The following is a 20,639-nucleotide window of genomic DNA, read 5'->3' as shown; positions in this document are numbered from 1 at the left end:
ATGCATCCTGCTTCCGCTCCGGGATACATCGGACAGGCCGCCGGTGCGGCCAGCGGATCGGGGAAAAGAAATGATATGAAATTAAATATATAAAACTATGATATATTCGGCCTTGACAAAACAGGAAAAGCAGTTTAGATACTCACCTCCCTGATTGATGGATCGCATGTCTTCATGCGCCAGTAGCTCAGCTGGATAGAGCAACGGACTTCTAATCCGTAGGTCCCGGGTTCGAATCCCTGCTGGCGTACCATATTGTGTGGTGGGTGTAGCTCAAATGGTCAGAGTGCCGGGTTGTGGCCCCGGAGGTTGAGGGTTCAAGTCCCTTCACTCACCCCATATACAAATTCAGAATTCCAACCTGTCAAGATGAAGAGAAGCCCCTTGAAAAGGGCTTTTCTCGCACTCTGACTCCCCTGTCAATTGTTATAATCCCCATAACGTGTGCAGCCCTGCACTGACTGTTCTCCAGGTCTCCAGACCATCAGATTTCGTACACAGGGGATCTTCCGTGCGGGACTCGATTCTGTCTGTGGCGCTCTTTCTGAATTTTATCCGGGGAAAAAGAGCAACGCAGCGCCCCGGACGATGAAAACGTGTATCTCCCGCAGGAAAAAGCTCTCTTCATGCCTGCAGTTACAGGAGTTGCGACCTTTCTTTCAGGATAGAACCGGCCAGAATACGCTTGACATGGAAAATTCGTGCTTTTATAGTTCCATAAGGATCCGTGCGGCCGGATATTCCTGACGAACCCTCTGACAGGGAAAATCTTCCTGGAGGATCTCTTCTGGCAATGAAAAGAGCGCCCATCCCGCAAAGAAAACAGCAGTGGTCCGGCGACGGATGCTCACGGGCGTGGCAAACGCGGGAATCGAAGCCTCTAAAGAAACGGTGGCCATGGCAGACTGTGTTGCCTTCGGGTGCATCACTGGAAACGATGCAGTGAAAAAAGCTGCAACCGAAGGATACGGGATGGGACGCCCCTGCTGCTCCCGTCAACGGTCCATGAGGCCGTATCGAAGATTTTTCATATCCTGGCCTGAAGCGGGTAACCCCAGGCAGGAACAAAGTTGAACCGCTTCCTCATTACCTCGGAGATGCCATCCATGAAAACACAACGGAAGTCTCTGTCAGGAAGTATCAAGCCCTTTCTTTCTCTTACCATCCTGTCCTTTATCGGTGTTTTTTGTTTCTTCGCCCTTTCTGGCGCCGCTTCCGGGATGCCGAAGCGCCTGTCCAATGTTCCGCCCGGAGACTGCCAGGCCTGCCATGGCGGGGAAAAAGTCCTTCCCGGGACCCACATGGACACAAGGAGCATGACGCTAAAGGGCTGCATGCCATGTCATGCAAGGGACAAGGTTTCCATTAAATCCAAGATGCCGACAAGCCATGTCCACATGCTTTCAGGCATTTCCTGCGAACAATGCCACGGCCCGAAAACCCCTTACGGAAAAATCGGTCAAGAGGTTTGCATCAAGTGTCACAGCAGGGAGGGGCTTGCAAAGGCGCCGGCCAGAGGGCCTTCGCTGCCGAACCCTCACAACTCGCATTTAGGCACTGACGTGGACTGTCTTCTCTGCCATTTCCAGCACAAAAAATCCGAGTTCATGTGCTCCAACTGCCACCAATTCGGCAATGTAACTCCATCGCCGCTGCTCCCCCTGAGCTTTGCCCCAAAGCCCGATGCGGGCAAGGCGGCGGAAAATCGAGGCAAAACCGCGACGGAAAAAGCTCCGGCCGCAGACGGCAAAAGCCCGAAGACCGCCGCACGACCACCCTCTTCTTCGGAAAAAGCCGCAACGGCAAAGGAGGCTGCAGGTCCGAGCTGTATCACCTGCCATTCCAAACCGGAATATCGCCAGTATTTTTCCCAGACAAAGCATGGGAAGCTCAGCTGCGCCGCCTGCCACAAGGGTGTAACAGATATCGCCAAGCACATGAAAAGGACTGAACCCGTCAAAACGGCCTCCTGCGCATCGTGCCACGGGGATATCTCGAAAACGGGATTCCATGCGACGGTCAAAAAATTTTCCTGCGTACAGTGCCATTCGGGAATCCATCCCAAGGAAGCACCCGGGAAAATGATTGTGAAGGCCAAAGTCGAAGCGCCGCCCCCCTTGTCGCTTGCCGCTTGCACCTCCTGCCATTCGGACTCCAAGTTCAAGGAGCATTTTGCCTCCACATCCCATGGGGTACTGGGCTGTGCCGCCTGTCATCAGGGCATCCAGGATCTGAATCGGCACATGTCCGGAAAGGAACCCCCAAAGTCGATTTCCTGCGCCGTCTGTCATCGGGACACGGACGGCTTATATTCCAAGAGCGCCCATGCCGTGAAGGCCAAACTCACCTGTCTCGATTGCCATACCGACATCCATCCTTCAGAATCCGCATCGGCGGGGAAGGACGAAGCTGCGGCAATGCAGACCTGCACGAAGTGCCATGACCAGAGCACATACCTGACAAAGGGTCATGGGGCCCGGCTTCTTGCCGGAAGTAAGGAGGCCGCTTCCTGCGGCGACTGTCACGGCGTTCATGACGTTCCCGTCTTTCCGGCGACGGCGGAAGGCCTGGCCGATAAGAGAGAACACTATACGAACCTGTGCGTTTCGTGTCACCGTGAGGGAGGCATTGCCGGCAAGTATGGGGCATTTCCCCATGCGGTGAGCGGCTATGGAGAGACGTATCATGGAAAAGCGAGACAGCTGGGAAACTATGAAAAAGTGGCGGGCTGCCAGGACTGTCATACGGGGCACAACATTCTTCCGGCCGACCATCCCGATTCTGCCCTGCATCCCCGGGTGCTGGTCGGGACGTGCGGAAAGTGCCATTCTGATTTTCACCCCAGATTCGTTTCTTATGTACCGCACCCGGACCCCGGGAATCCCGAGAAGTTTCTTTCCCTTTACCTGACGGAGAAATTCATGATCGGCCTGTTGGTATCGGTCTTTGCCTTCTTCTGGGTTCATTCTCTTCTCTGGTGCCGTAAGGTCTATGTGGAGCAGAGCTGTCGTATCAAGGAAGGTCTGAACGTCGAGACGGCCGTGCCCGGCGATCTGGGCCGCCAGTACGTCAGGCGTTTTTCACCGCGGGATCGCTTGATGCACATTGTGCTGATCCTTTCCTTCTTCGGTGTCGTGATTTCAGGATTTCCGTTGAAGTATCCCGATGCCGCATGGGCCAGGACCTTGGTCGGCCTCCTGGGAGGCGTGGAGAACGCAGGCACCGTGCACCGTGTCAGCGCGGTCGTCATGTGGCTGCTCTTCCTCTATACCTGCTGGTTGTCCCTTAAATTCCTGTTTCCCGGCTTCAGGTTCGAGGGCTGGTTAGGAAGGCTCTTCGGCCCGGATTCTCTTTTCCCGCGCCTCAAAGACGTCCAGGATATCGGGGGGATGTTCAAATGGTTCTTCAACCGGGGCGAAAAGCCACAGTTCGATCGTTGGACGTACTGGGAAAAATTCGATTTCATGGCTGTTTTCTGGGGGATGTTCCTCATCGGGCTTTCCGGCATTATCATGTGGATACCGGAGCTTTCCTCCTATGTCATGCCGGGCTGGATGATCAACATCGTATCGCTGGCTCATTCAGAAGAGGCGTTCCTGGCGTCGGTCTTCATCTTCACCATTCACTTTTTCAATAACCACCTGATTCCGGACAAATTTCCCCTGGAGAAGAACATCTTCACGGGAAGCTACACCCTGGAGGCGCTCAGGAGAGAGCGGCCGCAGGAATACGAACGGATCCTTCGGGAAAACCGACTGGAGGAGGTTGCCTGCAAGGGGCCGGGAACGGGCATCCAGCTCTTTGCCGGCATATTCGGAATCGCAAGCGTTCTTCTTGGGCTGCTCTTGACGGTCCTCATTTTCTGGGCGGTGTTCACGTTGTGATGGGTGAGGATCAGAGAGGTACGCCAAGGGTCTGCAGTGGTGCACTTGCCGGGGGGCTGCCTGCCGGCGGAGGCGCCCGGAGCGCACCGTCGTGCGCAAAAATCCGCCGGCTGGACGGGAGGGCTGCTCTGTCCTTTTTTGACCGCAGGGGGATGACACGGCGGCCCTTCAGGGCTTCCATATAGAAAGACGGCGCCGTTCTTCTGTGCAAGGATCGCAGCGCCGTCCTGATGTTGAGGAATGCCCTGTGTTGAGGAAGGGCAACGTTCTTATTTCAAGATATTGTTTTTTAAACGCTCCTGGGTGGAACGGGGAAGGATGTCTTTCCAGGGGGCATCACGAGATCCCCTGAAGAGTTCTTTATCATCCATATCGTATTCAGAGCCATATAAAATACGGAATCTCGGGGATTTCGCGTCGATTTCCATCAAGGACAGCGTGTGAGAAAGCTTTTCATATCCTTCGACCGGCTCACCTTTATTTTTCAACCACTGAGCGTAATGCTTTTTCCCTTTATCGGAGAACACCACCTTGACCCACACCTGCATGATATCCTTCGTTTTTTGTTTCATGGTCGCCGGGTGATACAGGTAAATGTCCCCCTGATCGGACCTTCCATATTCCACCCAGTCCGATGAGCCGACCGCCGGGTCTGGAAGCAGAAGGAGGATCAGAAAAAAGGAGCAAATCATCGAGGGGATCGTCTTCATAGCCTTTCCTTTCCTTTCATTTCAAGTAGGTTCATCCAGGTGACTCAGCATCGACGGCTCCCTCGCCTGGAGAAGCGCTGATCTCCTGGAGGGAGATGCTCCGTCCCGGGGGCATCGACACGCGGGGAATGTCGGGATCCGGGGATTCCCCGCCGAAGGAAAAAAGGGGGGAGGGAACGACCGTCACCTTTTCCCCCCTTCGAGAAGTCAGACCCGAAGCCTGTTGCGTTTATTTTTTGGCTTCAACGGCCCCCATGATCTTCATGTCAAATTTGTGGCATTCCAGGCAATAGACCTTGGATTCCGCATGTCCTTTATGACAGACTGTACAGGCGATGTCTCCCAGATGCGACTTGTGGGGATTGCGGTCTTTAAACTCCTTCGGCTCCGTTTTCTGGGCAAGCTGGTCCATGGGACCATGACAGACAAGGCAGCGATCGTTCTCTACCGTGTCATCGGCTCTGGGCAATTCTTTGCCGTGGCATTGGGTACAACCGATCCCTGCCGCGGCATGCAGATGGTCCATATAGCCGGAGCCTGCCCAGGACTTGAATATGGTCCGCAAAAAATCCATGTCTTTCGCATCCGGTGCTCCCCAGGATCCCTCCCGGCCGATGAGCCCAAAGCTTTTGCCCGGCATCCATTCATGGCAGGCCGTGCAGTCCAGAGATCCCCTGGGGGGAAGATGGGCCATGTGCATCCGCGTCGCAAAGAGATTCTTCTCCGCCCTCCCCTCGAAATCACTCGGATGGCAGGGCATGCAGGAGGCCAGGCTGTTTTCTGCGACGGGCGGATGTCCCTTGGGAAGAACGGAGGCCAGATCGGCATGGCAGGTCTTGCAGGAAACCGCTTCAGGTTTGGCCGCTTCGACACTCAAATCCCCCACCAGGATATAGGGCAGGAAGAACAGCGATGCAATCAAAAACGCTGGAAACAGTAATTTTTTCATACGTCACCTTCATTGATGTGAAGAATAAGGAAAGTGGATGATGAAATAACCGCACCTACCTTCCGGTCATGTTCTCCTCTTCTCTTTTGCCGCATTGGTACCGGCCATCCGTCCAAAGGCAATGGCATCGGGAATCGCATTTCCACCCAGGCGGTTCGCGCCGTGCACTCCGCCGGTGACTTCTCCTGCCGCATAAAAACAGGGGATGACCTTTCCCCAGATATCAATGACCTGGGCATCCTTGTTGATGCGGAGCCCCCCCATGGTGTGATGCACAGCGGGCCATTGGGCTACGGCATAGAAGGGGCCTTCCGTCAGGGGAATCATCACCTTCGTGAACTGGCGGCCGAATTCGGGGTCTTTACCTTCGGCCATGTACCGATTGTGGTTCCTGATGGTTTCCCCCAGGCTGTCTGCCGGAATTCCCAGCTTTTGAGCCAGCTCCGTCATTGTATCGGCTTTGACGAAGCGGCCTTTGGCGATTCCCTTTTCCACTTCTTCCTTTGTTCCCATTTTTGGAATCATCGCCTCGCAGAACAGAGAATAGGTCGGTTTCATCTTGGTTTTGATCTGGGCCATGGAAACAACGTCGCGGCGCTCCATTTCATTGACGAAACGCTTACCGAGCTTGTTCACGTAAACAATGCCGTAACCAGGGCCCCGGAAGGGATAGATGGCGGGGACATCGAGGATTCCCGTGTCGGGTGCCGCATAGGGGTACAATTGAATGAACGCAAGCTGAAGGGAATCAGCGCCGATGGCCTGGGCCATCCGGATGGTTTCCCCTGTTGCGCCGGGGTGATTCGTGCAGTTGTACTCGTCCAGAATGCCGGGATTGTATTCTCTCAACATCTTCTTGTCTCTGCCAAAGCCGCCGGAAGCCATGATCAGCGCCTTGCCGATCCGGATGTTAACCGTTTTTCTTCCCGTTACGACCTCCACGCCTTCGATGGGGCTCTGGGAATCGGCATCCCTTCTCCAAATCCAGGTTAATTTTGTGTTGAGGCGGATTTTAGCGCCGCGGCTCTCAGCGATTTTTTTCAGGGGTTCCGTGTAGCCCCGACCGACACCCTCGACGTTGGTGTGGGTTCGATAGGCGGAATGACCGCCCGTGCGGTTCAGGATATTCCTGAGCTTGCATCCCCCCTCCTCAATCATCCAGTTCAGGGCGGGTGTCGCCCCGTTGACGAAGACCTCGACCAGTTCAGGAAAACTGTAGAAGTCTCCACCCTTCAACGTATCGTTTTTGTGCAGTTCAACGCTGTCCTCTCCCAACTGCAGTTTTTCCCTTAAATGCAATTGGTCGTCCCAGGAATTGTACTCACCGCCGTTGATGATGGAATTCCCCCCGTAAGTCGGCATCTTTTCGAGGATGATGACCTTGGCGCCTCCGCCGGCCGCTTCCGCCGCCGCTGCGAGTCCAGCGAAGCCGGAACCGATCACGACAACATCCCACGTTTCATCCCATTTGGAGGGAAGCTTTTTGACGGCCGCTTCTGCCCTATCGGGTGCGGACATGTTGAGCGCCAGGCCGCCGCCCACCGCCACAGCGCCCATGGCGACAGCCCCCTTGAGGACCGATCGCCTGCTTACGCCGTTGCCTTCCATACTTTCCTTTTCTGGTTTCATAGTGTAACCTCCTTTCGTTAAACGATATTGAATTTACACAATGTCAAAAAAGAACCCCATTTTCCCTGTACAACGAATCCCCTGCTACAAGAAAGCCCCATTTCTATTCCCACCAGAAACAGGGCTTTCATAAGCTTTTCAAGGCTTCACCTTTTAACCAGGGTTCAAGCGGGTTGACAAGCCACCGACAACCTCATGGCTCTTACTTCGGCCCCTCATTCCATGAAAAGTCAAGGATACATCCTTTCAGGAAGATCCTTTCCCGTTTTGATCCTTGACAACATCAAGAACCTCATATATACGGTTCCCTTGTGTTTCCGGGTGCCCGTTCAAAGCCAGGACCCCCTGACGTTCAACAGGATCTCAAAACATGGGCTCTGAATGGGAAAAGTCCTGACTCGCCCATCCCGGAACAGAGACATGTGTAACCAACAAGCTTGCGCCCGTAGCTCAGCTGGATAGAGTCGCAGACTTCGAATCTGTTGGTCGTAGGTTCGAATCCTACCGGGCGCGCCATAATTCCGCATTGCGGCAAAGCACGTACCCAACAAAAAGTGACCTCTGAAAAATCGATGCTTTTCAGAGGTCATCGTGTCTTCAGCATCGAAACTTCAGCCCTTTCCCCTCTGCTGAAATCTTCTCCCTAAAAGCTGATTTTTAAAGAGCAAGCGGACTGTTCCGTTCATGGATATGCGCCATGCCGGCAATTCTTCCTGACTAACGGTTTTTCGCATTCATCGGATCCCCCTTGTAGCCCAGGGCCTTCCAGTCAAGGCGGCCTTTCTCGCTATGGCAGTCAAGGCACTTGAGCGATTTCGCCTTGGGTACCACCATGTGATGGACCGGCCAGGCCATGTCGGTTTCCACGAAACCGTACTTGCCGCTGTAGGGCAGGCCGGCTGCCTTCATGCCGGAGGCGATGGCGGCGTTCCAGTCGTACTTCACCCAGTAGGCGTTGCTGTCCGGCGCACCGAAGACCTGTACAAAGGCGATCGTGTTGTTCCCGCTGTCGTAGGGCTGCTTTCCTTTCATGATCTTGAAGGGGTATATCCTTGCCTTGGGATCGTTTCGGCTGCCTATCGGGGTGGCGAGCCGGACCGGTTCGGCCGGGTTGATCTTTTCTCCCGCCAGGTAGCGATCAAAGGTCCCGTTAAACCACATGTAGGTGGGAACGACGTCCTTTTCCCATTTGAAGTCTCCCTTCATCCGGTCATAGGTCTTCTGGCCGTACTGGTCCTTCGGGGCGTCTTCAGGCTTAACCTCGCGGCCCGCCGTGGACCAGTCCCACCAGACCTTGGTGGGCATGGACTTGGCAAACGTCGGAATGTGGCAGCTCTGGCAGGCCACCCTCTCGGTGTGCTTGTTGACCAGGGCGTTTTTATGAACGCTGCCCGTGTGGCAATCACTGCAGTCGATGTGGGTGGGGGCGGCATGGGAGATGGTAACGGAGGCGGCTTCGCCCTTCAGGAGGTGGTCCTTGGCCTGGTGGCATTCCTGGCACTCCATTTTCTTCGCACCACCCATGTGGATATCGATCTCCGGGGTCGGATTGATCAGGGATGTGTCCAGATCACCATGCTTTACATGGTCGCCCCCGCCTCCATAGAAATGGCAGGAGCCGCACGTGGCCCGTGAGGTGGGGCCGACGGAATGGGCCACCTTGACGAGGTCGACGGGCAGCCACAGCTTTCCCTTGGGAAATTCTTTCTTTTCCCCTTCATAAACAGGATGGCCCGCACTGGTGGGGAATTTCTTGTACGTGCCCGTTGTATCGTGGCAGACCAGGCAATCGACATTTTCCGCCTTGGAAAAGTCGAAACCGGCATCCTTGAAGCCGTACCCGGCGTGACAGCTCGTACAGCGGGGCCAGTTTCCGGGAAGTCCCACGCAGAAGTTATTCAGGGCATTGACCTTGCCGATGTCGACCTTTCTGCCTTTTTTGTCGAACTGAACTTTGGACCATGTCCAATGAACGGTCTTCATAAAGTCCCTGGTTTCCTTCTCGTGGCATTCTATGCACCGCTTGGTGACCTCAGGGCCGTTCTTGAAAGGCCCTTTACCGACGAGGGCGCTGTGGTCCGCCTCGGCGACCGGCGACAAGGCAAGCAGCAACGTCACGACGGCCGTGGAAATGATTCCGAAAATCTTCATGCGAAGCCATCCTCCTTTCCATATATAGTAGTAATAGAAGAGATTATAAGGGAAATATCTGTGTATGCAAATGATAAATAACGTCTGCCCGGTGAGCTCTGTAACAATCAGGACCGCCCTTCCAGGATCGCAGAGGGGGGCGAAGCAGCCTTCATGCTGTTTATGTATTAGAAAATAAAGATGAATTTCGGTTGGAAGATCGGCCGCCGGGACGTATACCCTGGAGACGCGACGGCCGGAAATGCGGTGAAAAAATTTCCAATTCTTGTTTTACTCGAGCCGCTTTTCCCTCTTGCTTATTTTACGATGTTCCTATATTTTGCCCCCTCTGTTTTCGGGGGTCAACACAAAAAGAGTGTTCTGGAGAGCGTTTGGAAAGCCTGATTTTCCTGAGCGTAAAGGCGATGGGGTTATCAGCCGGACATCGTTCATCCTGCAATCGGGTATAAAAAGAGGCCGTTGTGACGGATCTGAATCCCGTCAATCGAGCCTGAAGTTCCCCAGCGGCGGAATTTCATATCCCCGTCTGTCCGGATTCGAAGACGGTCTGAGGCTGAAACACCTTGCAGATAAAAATGTGTTGACTAACCATAAGGTGCATATTAGTAATTAAAAATATTCATAAATATTCGGGATCACAAGTTCGATTGGATAAGAAGAATCTCTATATTTCCACGATCGGCTGCCAGATGAACGTTCACGACTCTGAGCAGATGGCGGCGCTGATGGAAAAGGAAGGATACGTCTGTACGGATGACGTCGGCCAGGCGGATCTGATCCTTCTCAACACCTGCAGCATCCGGGAAAAAGCGGCCCAGAAGGTCATGAGCACACTGGGAAGATACCGGAGGCTGAAAACAAAAAAGGCGAGCCTGATCATCGGGGTGGGCGGCTGCGTCGCTCAACAGCTCGGCGAGCGGCTCTTGCTGAAAGTACCGGATCTCGATCTTGTTTTTGGCACACACAATATTCACAGGCTTCCGGAATTCATCTCCGAAATAGAAAAAACCGGAAAAAAGATCGTGGAAACGTCGCTTTCCGAAAAAACACCGTCCCTGGGAATCCTGACCCCGCCTCGGAAGAGCAAGGTGACGGCCTTTGTGACGATTATGCAGGGGTGCAACAACTTTTGCGCCTATTGTGTGGTTCCTTACCTGCGGGGGCGGGAGGAGAGCCGACCCTTGGAAGATATCCTGGAGGAGATTGCCGGTCTTGCCCGGTCCGGCGTGAAAGAAGTCACTCTCCTGGGGCAGAATGTCAACTCTTACGGCAGGTCGACGAAAGGGGCGACGGGTTTTGTCGAACTGCTCAGCGAAATTGAAAAGATTGAAGGGATAAAACGGATCCGTTTTACCACCTCACATCCCAAGGATATTTCGGATTCCCTTATTGAAGCCTTTTCTCAATTGGGCAAGCTGTGCAAGCACATTCATCTGCCTGTCCAGTCGGGCTCGGATCGCATCCTTTCCCTGATGAACAGGCGGTATACGAAAAACGACTATCTCGAAAAAGTGGAAAAGTTGAGAAGATCCTGCCCGGAAATCAGCATTTCTTCGGATGTGATCGTAGGATTTCCCGGTGAAACGGACGGGGATTTTCAAGAAACAATTGACATGATGGAAGAAATCAGATTTGATACTCTTTTTTCGTTCAAATACTCGGAACGGCAGGGAACGGCAGCCTTGAAAATGGAAGGAAAAGTCAGCGAGCCTCTTAAAAAGGAGCGGCTTCGGATCTTGCAGTCCCTTCAGGAGTTGCATACACTGGAGAAAAACAAGGCGATGGAGGGGCACATAGAACAAGTCCTGGTGGAGGGCTTCAGCAAGAATTGCCGGTCGGATGTCATGGGACGGACAAGTACGAATAAAATCGTAAATTTCACTGGTCACGGGGATCTGGTTGGAACGATTGTTCCTGTGCGCATCAAAGAAGCTTATCTGCATTCCCTCCGGGGAGAAATGCTCTGAAAGGAGATACCTTCGTGCAAATTGAAATGAAAGTATCCGGATTAACGATTGATCCGATTACAAACACCCCGATCGTCATCCTGAAGGATTTTCAGGAAAAAAAGGCCATCCCCATCTGGATCGGTATATTCGAAGCCAGCGCCATTGCGACGGAACTGGAGAAGATCAAATTTTCCCGCCCCATGACTCACGACCTGCTGCGGGATGTGCTGACGACCCTGGAAGCCGTGGTCACCCGGGTTGAAATACATGATGTCAGAAACAATACCTTTTACGCGAGCATTATCCTCACCAGGGACAACCAGGACTATACCGTGGATTCGCGGCCCAGTGACGCCATTGCCCTGGCTCTGCGGGTGAACGCGCCTATTTTTGTCCATGACAAGGTTATTGAAAAAGCGAGGAGTATCGACTTTGATCCGAACGCCAGTGATGTGGATGAGCTCAAGCAGGAAAAGATGAAGGAGTTTCTTGAAAATCTGTCCAATGACGATTTCGGCAAATATAAAATGTAATGTTTTTCTTTCCAGGGAGAAAATCCGGGAACGCTCCGTGAGGCGCTGAGAATGGATAAGCGGATCGAGGGGTTTGATCGCTATATGGACCTGGAGAGAAACCTCTCGGCCCACACACGGAGAAATTACCTGGATGATGTGAGGCAATTTAAAAGATATTTTCAGGAGAATTGCCCTGAGGCGCAGGTCTCATCGGCCGCTTCCTGGGATCAGGTGGATTATTTAACGGTGAGATCCTTTCTGGGGAGTCTCTTCCGGAACAAACTCAAAAAGGTGACGATCGCTCGAAAACTGGCGTCCGTGAGGGCATTTTTCAGATTTCTGGTGTCTTGCGGAGAGATCCGTCAAAATCCCTTGGAGGCCATTCAATCCCCACGGAGGGAGAAATACATCCCCTCCGTTCTTTCTGTCGATGAAGTCTTTGCCTTGCTGGATCTTCCCTTCAGCAGGGATCTCTTCGGCTTGCGGGATAAGGCCATCCTGGAGCTCTTCTACTCCAGCGGTATCCGCCTCAGTGAGCTGGCGGGGATCAATGAGGAGGATCTTGATTTGTCCCAAGGGCTTGTCAAGATCCGCGGGAAGGGGAGGAAAGAGCGGATTGTGCCCGTGGGAGGGACGGCCAAGGCGGCGCTTGAGAGTTACCTCGGGGAAAAGCAGGGGCAGAGGCCGGCGGAGGACCGGGGGGGGCCATTGCCTGTCCCCGTATTTGTCAACCGCCGGAACGGACGATTGTCGACACGAAGCGTCGCCAGAATTTTGAGCAAGCATGTCTCCCGGAGCGGCATTCAAAAAAGGGTGAGCCCTCACATGCTCCGTCACAGTTTCGCCACGCACCTCATGGATGCGGGGGCGGATCTGCGGTCGATCCAGGAGCTCCTGGGCCATGAAAGTCTTTCGACGACGCAGAAATACACGGCGGTCAGTGTAAATCAGCTGATGGCCGTGTATGACAGGGCACATCCAAAAGCCCGGGGAGGTTGATGAAGACAGGATGGGAAAAATGAGAGGAACGACCATACTGGCGGTTCGGCACAAGGGCAAGGTGACTGTGGCCGGTGACGGGCAGGTCACTCTGGACATAACGGTCATGAAGCACGGAGCCAGGAAGGTGAGGAGGCTGTATCATGATGAAGTGATCGTCGGATTTGCCGGAACAACGGCCGACGCCTTCACCCTTTTCGACCGTTTCGATTCCAAGCTGGAGCAGTATAGCGGAAATCTGCTGCGGGCAGCGGTGGAACTCACAAAGGACTGGAGGACGGACCGGGTGCTTCGCCATCTTGAAGCCCTGATGATCGCCGTGAGCAAAGAGCATTTTCTCATCATCTCCGGAAATGGAGACGTTATCGAGTCCGACGATGACGTCATGGCGATCGGTTCAGGGGGACCCTACGCCCTGGCTGCAGCCCGCGCCATGGTCCGTTATACCGACTTGCCGGCAACGGATATTGCCCGGGAAGCGGTTAAGATCGCTTCCGAAATCTGCATCTATACAAACGACCGCATCACGGTGGAAGAGCTGGAGATCGAAGAGGATAACGAAGGAGAAGGAAAGAAGGCTCGCAAGACCAGGGCTCGGAGCTGAGAAGCTGCTGGAAGGAGACGCTGCATGTCATCAAATTCATTAACACCTGCGGAAATCGTTGAAAAGCTGGATCAGCACATCATTGGTCAGGATGATGCCAAGCGCGCGGTAGCCATTGCCTTGAGAAACCGCTGGCGGCGGCAGAATGTGCCCGACGAGCTCCGTGATGAAATCGCCCCCAAGAATATCATCATGATCGGACCCACGGGGGTGGGAAAAACGGAGATTGCCCGCAGGCTGGCCAAAATCGATAATTCCCCCTTCCTCAAGGTGGAGGCATCGAAGTTTACGGAAGTGGGATATGTCGGCCGGGACGTTGAATCCATGATCCGGGATCTCGTGGATCTGGCTGTGAACATGGTCAAAGCGGAAGAGCAGGAAAAGGTCGGCGCGAGGGCGGCTGAGATTGCCGAGGAACGGCTCCTGGATCTCCTGCTCCCTCCAAAACCGGTCGAGCGGAACGTTGAAGAGATGATGGGGAACCACACCCGGTTGACGGAGGAGAACGATAAGCCCCAGACCTATGATTCGACGCGAGAAAAATTGAGGCGTCTTCTCCATGAAGGCAAACTCGACAACCGCCACGTGGATCTCGAATTGACCGAATCGCGCAGCGGCCCGATGATTGAGGTCTTCTCCGCGTCGGGCATCGAGGACCTTGGCCTCAACTTGAAGGAAATGTTTGGGAATTTCCTGCCGCAGAAGAAAAAGATCAGCCGGGTAAACGTCTCCGAGGCCATGGAAATACTGAAGGAGGAAGAGGCGCAGCGCCTGGTCGACATGGACAAGGTGACCCGCAATGCGATTGAGCGAGTGGAGCAGTCGGGGATTATTTTTCTCGATGAAATCGACAAAGTCGTGGGAAGCGACACGCCCTCCGGGCCGGATGTTTCCCGGGAAGGGGTGCAGCGCGATCTCCTGCCCATTGTGGAGGGGTCGAATGTGAACAGCCGTTACGGCATGGTCAAAACCGACCATATCCTCTTCATTGCCGCGGGGGCCTTCAGCTCGTCAAAGCCCTCGGATCTGATCCCTGAACTTCAGGGGCGCTTCCCCATCCGTGTGGAGCTTGATTCCCTCGGGAAGGAGGAATTTATCCGCATCCTCCAGGAGCCCAACAACGCGCTTCTCAGGCAGTACACGGAAATGTTGGCCACGGAAGGCGTCCGGCTCGTTTTCAAGGAGGATTCCATCGCCGAAATCGCCGATGTCGCGGCAGTGGTCAATGAACGAACGGAAAATATCGGCGCACGGAGACTCTATACCATCATGGAAATTCTGCTGGAGGACATCTCCTTCGACGCCCCGGAGCTCTCGGGACAGGAAGTGGTCATTGATGCGCAATACGTAGAGGACAAGCTTTGCGACATCATTGAAGATGAAGATCTCAGCCGTTACATTCTTTAACGAACCTTCGGGAGGAACGGGCACCCCTGGTTCCTGCGGCTGAAACAGAAATCGGTTGACGGATTTTACGAGGTCATGAGGTTGGTATGAACAGCATTGAAAAGCCCATGGAGAAGGCGGAGATTCTGCTTGAAGCCCTTCCCTACATTCGACGTTTCTATAACCGGACCGTCGTGATCAAATACGGCGGCCATGCCATGGTGGATGAAGAGCTGAAGCAATCCTTCGCCAGGGATGTCCTCATGATGAAATATATCGGGATCAACCCGGTCGTCGTCCATGGAGGCGGTCCGCAGATCGGCGCCTTTCTGAAAAAACTGGGGAAGGACGCCAGGTTCGTTCAGGGGATGCGGGTAACCGACGAGGAAACGATGAACATCGTGGAAATGGTTCTGGTGGGCATGGTCAACAAGGAGATTGTTGGCCTCATCAACCGCGAGGGCGGAAAGGCCGTGGGATTGAGCGGCAAGGACGGCAATCTCATTTCGGCGGTCAAGTATTACCTCAGCGACGAGAAGGCCAAGGACACGCCGCCGGAGATCATCGACATCGGCCTGGTCGGAAAGGTCAGGGAGATTAATGTCGATTTGATCAACGTACTGGTCCGTGACGGGTTCATCCCCGTGATCGCCCCTACGGGCGCCGGTGACAACGGAGAGACGTTCAACATCAACGCGGACCTCGTGGCGGGCGCCGTCGCTTCCGCCCTGAAGGCGGAAAAACTCATTCTGCTGACCGATGTGCCGGGAGTTCTGAACAGGCAGGGAGAACTGATCAACACGATGACCAACCAGGAAACCCTTGGAATGATCGAAGACGGCACCATTGACGGGGGGATGTTTCCAAAGGTCAAGTGTTGCCTGAAGGCCCTCCGGGAGGGCGTACGCAAGGCTCACATCGTTGATGGAAGGCAGAAGCATGCCATTCTCCTGGAAATGTTTACCGATAAGGGAATCGGAACGGAGCTGGTGGTTTAATTCGGAAAAAGTCCCGAGAGTGTTTCGCCCGAGGGAAAAAAACGGGCGCCAGCAGAAATGGAAAAGAGATGACGACAGAAGAACTGATTGCCCTTTCAGAAAAGACGCTTATGGGGACCTATCGGCGGTTCCCCGTGGTTTTGACCAGAGGGGAGGGAGTCCGGGTCTGGGACAGCAACGGAAAAGAATATCTTGATTTCGTGGCCGGCATTGCCGTCTGCAGCCTGGGACATTCGCACCCTGCGGTCGTCGCGGCCATCAAGCGGCAGGCAGAAACCCTCATGCATGTGTCGAACCTTTACCATATTGAGCCCCAGATCCACTTTGCCAGCCGGCTGGTGGAAAACTCCTTTGCGGACAAGGTGTTTTTCTGCAACAGCGGCGCCGAAGCCAATGAGGGTGCAATCAAACTGGCGCGCAGGTATGCCTTTGAGCATATGGCGCCGGAACGTCGTGAGCTGGTCACCATGAAGGATTCCTTCCATGGTCGAACCCTGGCCACGATAGCCGCCACGGGCCAGAATAAATTTCAGGTCGGTTTCGGGCCGCTGCCGGAGGGGTTCAAGTACGTTCCCTTCAACGATCTGGCGGCCCTCGAGGACGCCCTGACGGAGCGGACCTGCGGCGTGCTCCTGGAGCCCATCCAGGGGGAAGGGGGAGTCCGGGTTCCCGATAAGGACTACCTGCGGCAGGTCCGGGAGCTGTGCGATGAGAAGGGTATTTTGATGATCCTCGACGAAGTGCAGGTCGGGATGGGGCGCACCGGCTATCTCTTTGCCCATGAGCATGATTCGGTGAAGCCCGATATCATGACGCTGGCCAAGGCCATGGGCAACGGTTTTCCTCTCGGGGCGGTTCTGGCGACAGAAAAGGTTGCTTCCGCCTTCGTCCCGGGCACTCACGCCTCCACGTTCGGCGGAAACCCCCTGGCCATGGCTGCGGGGCTTGCGGTACTGGATACCATGCTGCGGCAGGGTGTTCTGGAGAACTGCCGCCGGCAGGGAGCCTGTTTTCGTGAGGGCCTGAAAAAATTAAAGGGGAAATATTCCTTCGTCAAGGAAATTCGTGGACGGGGATTGATCCTTGGAATGGAGTTGACGATACAGGGGGGCGACATTGTCCGTTCCTGTATGGAAAAGGGGTTGCTGATCAACTGCACGAACGAAAACGTGCTGCGCTTCGTTCCCCCTTTGATTCTATCGGAATCCGACATCGACCGGGCGGTCGACATTCTGGACAGGGCGATGGGAGAGATGCCATGAAGAAGGATCTGTTAAGCGTTTATGATCTCGGTCTTGAGGACTTCAAAGAGATTTTTGAAAAAGCCCGCCATCTCAAGTCGCTGTACAAAGAGAAGGTCGCCTACGCTCCCCTGAAGGGTAAGACGCTGGGGATGATCTTTGATAAATCGTCGACGCGGACCAGGGTGTCCTTTGAAGTCGGCATCTACCAGCTCGGCGGTCTGGCGCTGTTTCTCAGCTCGCGCGATACGCAGCTCGGCCGGGGCGAACCGGTGAGCGATACGGCCCAGGTCATGTCCCGTTATCTGGACGGAATCATGATCCGGACCTATTCCCAGCAGATGGTGGAAGACTTTGCCGCCTTCGCCGACATTCCGGTGATCAACGGGCTGACGGATCTTCTCCATCCCTGTCAGATCCTGAGCGACCTTTTTACCCTCATGGAGAAGCAGGGAACTTTCCAGGGGAAAAAAATCGCTTACATCGGCGATGGGAACAACATCGCCAATTCCTGGATCAATGCCGCCGCGCGGCTCCCTTTTCACCTGGCGCTGGCCTGCCCGGAAGGCTATGATCCGGACGAATCCATTCTCGCCAGGGGGATCAGGGAGGCACAGGAGGGGATCGTTCTCCACCGGGATCCGGCTGAAGCGGCCAGAAACGCGGACGTACTCTATACGGACGTGTGGGCCAGCATGGGACAGGAGGAGGAGCAGGAGGAGCGCGTCAAAGCCTTTCAGTCCTATCAGATCAGCAGCGATCTGCTGTCCCTGGCAGGGAAGGATGCCGTCGTGATGCATTGCCTTCCCGCCCATCGGGGAGAAGAAATAGCAGAGGAAGTCATTGACGGTCCCCAGTCGATTGTTATCGATCAGGCCGAAAACCGGCTGCATGTTCAGAAAGCGATCATGGAACTATTGATGTAGGAAAGGAGAAAAACAGTGAACACCGGGATCAGAAAAGTTGTCCTCGCCTATTCCGGCGGGTTGGATACATCCGTTATCGTTCAATGGCTGATTGAAACATATGGATGCGAAGTCATTGCCTTCGCGGCGGATGTGGGTCAAAAGGAAGAGCTGGAAGGCCTCCGGGAGAAGGCGGTTAAAACCGGGGCGAGCAAGATCTACATCGATGATCTTCGCGAAGAATTTGCCCGGGATTTTGTTTTTCCCGCTCTGAGAGCCAATGCCATCTATGAGGGAACCTATCTTCTGGGGACATCTCTGGCCAGGCCTCTGATTGCCAAGCGCCAGGTGGAGATCGCACGGGCCGAGGGGGCCGATGCCGTGTGTCACGGGGCGACAGGAAAAGGAAACGATCAGGTCCGCTTCGAGTTGACCTACATGGCCCTGGAGCCCAACATCCGGATCATCTCCGCCTGGAAGGATCCCAACTGGCACTTCAAATCCCGCGAGGATATGTTCGATTATGCGGAGAAGCACAGCATTCCCCTGCCGCTTACCCGGGAAAAGCCGTACAGCAGCGACCGGAATCTTCTCCACATTTCCCATGAGGGGGCCATTCTGGAAGATCCATGGGCGGAGCCTCCGGAAGACATCTTTACCATCTCCGTGTCTCCCGAAGCCGCACCGGACAAGCCGACCTACGTGGAGATTGATTTTGAGCAGGGCAATCCCGTGGCGCTTGACGGCACGCGCCTGAGTCCGGCGACTCTGATGGAAAAGCTCAATGAAATTGCCGGTGCGAACGGGATCGGCCGCGTCGATATGGTAGAGAACCGGTTCGTCGGCATGAAGTCTCGGGGGGTTTACGAGACACCCGGGGGAACGGTGCTCTGGGCGGCCCACCGGGCACTGGAATCGATTACCATGGACAGGGAGGTGATGCTCCTGAGGGATTCCCTGATCCCGAAGTATGCCCAGCTGGCCTACAACGGATTCTGGTTCGCCCCGGAGATGGAAGCCCTGCAGGCCCTGATCGATGAAACACAGAAAAAGGCAACGGGAACAGCCCGGATAAAGCTGTATAAGGGTAACTGCATCGTCGTGGGTCGAAAGTCTCCCTATTCCCTGTACAGTGAGGACTTTGCCACCTTCGAGAAGGATGAAGTCTACAATCAGATGGACGCAACGGGATTTATTCGCCTCAATGCCCTGAGGCTGCGCATTGCGGCAATGAAGAAATAAGGCGGCCGGCTTCCGCTGCAAATGGGAATATCGGGTAGGGGCCATGAAGGATAAAAAGGAGCGGAGCAAGCCCTGGGGAGGGCGTTTCCAGGAGCCGACCCATGAGCTTGTCGAGGCGTTTACGGCTTCGATCTCCTATGATCGCAGGCTTTTTCGCTATGATATCGAAGGCAGCATCGCACATGCCAAGATGCTGGCCCGCCAGGGGATCGTCAGCCGCGGCGAGGCCCGTTCCATTGAGACCGGCCTGAAGGACATTCTGCGGGAGATCGAAGGGGGTGTTTTCGAATTTTCACCTGAAGACGAAGACATTCACATGGCGATTGAAAAAGCCCTGATTGGGCGAACGGGAGAGGCAGGGGCAAAGCTTCATACTGGCCGAAGCCGCAACGATCAGGTCGCACTGGATGTCAGGCTCTATCTCAGGGCCGAAATCATGGCGATCCTCGATGGTGTGGCATCCCTCAAGGCGGTCATTCTTGATCTCGCCGGGGAGGAGGCGGAAACGATCCTCCCCGGTTATACGCATCTGCAGAAGGCTCAGCCGGTCCTTCTTTCCCATTATCTCCTGGCTTACCGGGAAATGCTCGACCGTGACGAGTCGCGTCTGCGGGACTGCCATCGCCGGGTCAATGTGATGCCTCTTGGGGCTGCCGCCCTGGCAGGCACCTCTCTTCCCATTGACCGGGCCTACGTCGCCCGCCTGCTGAGGTTTCCCGAAATAGCCCACAACAGCATGGATGCGGTTTCCGACAGGGATTTTATCGCGGAGTTCCTTTTTGACGCCTCGTTGATCATGATGCATCTGAGCCGTTTCTGCGAAGATCTCATTCTCTGGTCCACCGGGGAATTTCATTTTGTGGAAATTTCCGATGCTTTCACGACGGGCAGCAGCATTATGCCCCAGAAAAAGAACCCGGACGTGGCAGAGCTCATCAGGGGAAAGACGGGCCGGATATACGGCAATCTTGTGGCTCTGCTGACCCTGTTGAAGGGGCTTCCGATGACCTACAACCGGGATCTCCAGGAGGATAAGGAGCCCCTTTTCGATACCGTTGATACGGTCAAAGCCTGCCTGAACATCCTGGCGGAAATGGTACGGCATCTGAACTTCAACCGGGAAAAGATGGTTCAGGAAGCCCAGGGCGGCTTTTCGACGGCGACGGATCTGGCCGAGTATCTCGTCATGAAAGGCGTCCCTTTTCGAGAGGCCCATGGAATCGTCGGAAGGCTGGTCCGTTTCTGCGTCGATTCTCAGAAGGATCTGGCCTCGTTGTCCATGGAGGAATTTGGACGATTCTGCCCCCTGATCGGCGAGGATGTGTACGATCGCCTATCCATCCGGAGTTCGGTGCAGAGCAGGACAAGTTATGGGGGGACGGCAGGGATGCAGGTTCGGGAGCAGATCCGGCGCATTGAGGCCCAGGGCCGTTCTCGTCCCGGAAGAAGGAAGGCGCCATGACGCCTGTTCCGATGC

At 54.8% G+C, this 20,639-nt stretch carries 16 protein-coding genes and 3 tRNA genes; 14 read left to right on the top strand and 5 right to left on the bottom strand.

Going from position 1 to position 20,639, the window contains the following annotated elements:
- The first annotated feature begins 176 nt into the window (after nt 1-176).
- The 3 genes from AB3175_RS08095 (at nt 177) to AB3175_RS08085 (ending at nt 3,884) form a co-directional block, all read left to right on the top strand.
- Nucleotides 177-253: transfer RNA gene (locus AB3175_RS08095), tRNA-Arg, on the top strand.
- Between the two features lie 9 nt (nt 254-262).
- A tRNA-His gene (locus tag AB3175_RS08090) sits at nt 263-339 on the top strand.
- Between the two features lie 767 nt (nt 340-1,106).
- The gene (locus tag AB3175_RS08085; RefSeq protein WP_367360432.1) at nt 1,107-3,884 is read left to right on the top strand and encodes a cytochrome c3 family protein; all 2,778 of its coding nucleotides are present in this window, start codon (nt 1,107-1,109) and stop codon (nt 3,882-3,884) included.
- Between the two features lie 269 nt (nt 3,885-4,153).
- On the opposite strand, the gene AB3175_RS08080 is transcribed toward AB3175_RS08085, so the two are convergent.
- From AB3175_RS08080 to AB3175_RS08065, 4 genes are all read right to left on the bottom strand, one after another.
- Nucleotides 4,154-4,456 (bottom strand): hypothetical protein, encoded by a 303-nt coding sequence (locus tag AB3175_RS08080; protein WP_367360431.1) that lies wholly within the window; start codon nt 4,454-4,456, stop codon nt 4,154-4,156.
- A 169-nt stretch (nt 4,457-4,625) separates the two neighbouring features.
- Nucleotides 4,626-4,781, bottom strand: a complete 156-nt coding sequence (locus tag AB3175_RS08075) for a hypothetical protein (RefSeq protein ID WP_367360430.1) — start codon at nt 4,779-4,781, stop codon at nt 4,626-4,628.
- A 42-nt stretch (nt 4,782-4,823) separates the two neighbouring features.
- Entirely contained in the window at nt 4,824-5,543 is a 720-nt protein-coding gene (locus AB3175_RS08070) for a cytochrome c3 family protein (RefSeq protein ID WP_367360429.1), read from the bottom strand.
- Between the two features lie 66 nt (nt 5,544-5,609).
- Nucleotides 5,610-7,172 (bottom strand): flavocytochrome c, encoded by a 1,563-nt coding sequence (locus AB3175_RS08065; RefSeq protein WP_367360428.1) that lies wholly within the window; start codon nt 7,170-7,172, stop codon nt 5,610-5,612.
- 439 nt (nt 7,173-7,611) lie between these two features.
- On the opposite strand from AB3175_RS08065, the gene AB3175_RS08060 reads away from it, so the two are divergent.
- Nucleotides 7,612-7,688, top strand: a tRNA-Arg gene (locus AB3175_RS08060).
- Between the two features lie 201 nt (nt 7,689-7,889).
- Here AB3175_RS08060 and AB3175_RS08055 read toward each other — a convergent pair.
- Nucleotides 7,890-9,323 carry a tetrathionate reductase family octaheme c-type cytochrome gene (locus AB3175_RS08055; protein ID WP_367360427.1) on the bottom strand — a complete coding sequence of 478 codons (1,434 nt, stop codon included), beginning with the start codon at nt 9,321-9,323 and terminating at the stop codon, nt 7,890-7,892.
- Nucleotides 9,324-9,970: 647 nt separating this feature from the next.
- On the opposite strand from AB3175_RS08055, the gene miaB reads away from it, so the two are divergent.
- The 10 genes from miaB to argH all read left to right on the top strand — a co-directional run bounded on the left by miaB (nt 9,971) and on the right by argH (nt 20,624).
- Entirely contained in the window at nt 9,971-11,290 is a 1,320-nt protein-coding gene (gene miaB, locus AB3175_RS08050; RefSeq protein ID WP_367360426.1) for a tRNA (N6-isopentenyl adenosine(37)-C2)-methylthiotransferase MiaB, read from the top strand.
- A 14-nt stretch (nt 11,291-11,304) separates the two neighbouring features.
- Nucleotides 11,305-11,805 carry a bifunctional nuclease family protein gene (locus AB3175_RS08045; RefSeq protein ID WP_367360425.1) on the top strand — a complete coding sequence of 167 codons (501 nt, stop codon included), beginning with the start codon at nt 11,305-11,307 and terminating at the stop codon, nt 11,803-11,805.
- A 51-nt stretch (nt 11,806-11,856) separates the two neighbouring features.
- Nucleotides 11,857-12,786, top strand: a complete 930-nt coding sequence (gene xerC, locus AB3175_RS08040) for a tyrosine recombinase XerC (RefSeq protein ID WP_367360424.1) — start codon at nt 11,857-11,859, stop codon at nt 12,784-12,786.
- Between the two features lie 19 nt (nt 12,787-12,805).
- Complete coding sequence (gene hslV / locus AB3175_RS08035; RefSeq protein WP_367360468.1) at nt 12,806-13,390, top strand: ATP-dependent protease subunit HslV; 585 nt, start codon at nt 12,806-12,808, stop codon at nt 13,388-13,390.
- A 24-nt stretch (nt 13,391-13,414) separates the two neighbouring features.
- Nucleotides 13,415-14,797, top strand: coding sequence for an ATP-dependent protease ATPase subunit HslU (gene hslU / locus AB3175_RS08030; protein ID WP_367360423.1), 1,383 nt, complete (start codon nt 13,415-13,417; stop codon nt 14,795-14,797).
- 86 nt (nt 14,798-14,883) lie between these two features.
- On the top strand, nt 14,884-15,774 hold the full coding sequence (gene argB / locus AB3175_RS08025; RefSeq protein ID WP_367360422.1) for an acetylglutamate kinase: 891 nt from the start codon (nt 14,884-14,886) through the stop codon (nt 15,772-15,774).
- A 68-nt stretch (nt 15,775-15,842) separates the two neighbouring features.
- Entirely contained in the window at nt 15,843-17,036 is a 1,194-nt protein-coding gene (locus AB3175_RS08020) for an acetylornithine transaminase (protein ID WP_367360421.1), read from the top strand.
- Entirely contained in the window at nt 17,033-17,941 is a 909-nt protein-coding gene (gene argF, locus AB3175_RS08015) for an ornithine carbamoyltransferase (protein WP_367360420.1), read from the top strand. Before AB3175_RS08020 ends, argF begins: the two co-directional genes overlap by 4 nt.
- A gap of 15 nt (nt 17,942-17,956) precedes the next feature.
- Nucleotides 17,957-19,162 carry an argininosuccinate synthase gene (locus AB3175_RS08010; RefSeq protein ID WP_367360419.1) on the top strand — a complete coding sequence of 402 codons (1,206 nt, stop codon included), beginning with the start codon at nt 17,957-17,959 and terminating at the stop codon, nt 19,160-19,162.
- 43 nt (nt 19,163-19,205) lie between these two features.
- Nucleotides 19,206-20,624 carry an argininosuccinate lyase gene (gene argH, locus AB3175_RS08005; RefSeq protein WP_367360418.1) on the top strand — a complete coding sequence of 473 codons (1,419 nt, stop codon included), beginning with the start codon at nt 19,206-19,208 and terminating at the stop codon, nt 20,622-20,624.
- Nucleotides 20,625-20,639: the final 15 nt, after the last annotated feature.

The sequence above is a fragment of the Syntrophus sp. (in: bacteria) genome (assembly GCF_040768185.1).
Taxonomy (GTDB): Bacteria; Desulfobacterota; Syntrophia; order Syntrophales; family Syntrophaceae; genus Syntrophus; species Syntrophus buswellii.
Note: the sequence above shows the minus strand (reverse complement) of the source record. Positions and strands in the feature narration are given on the sequence as shown.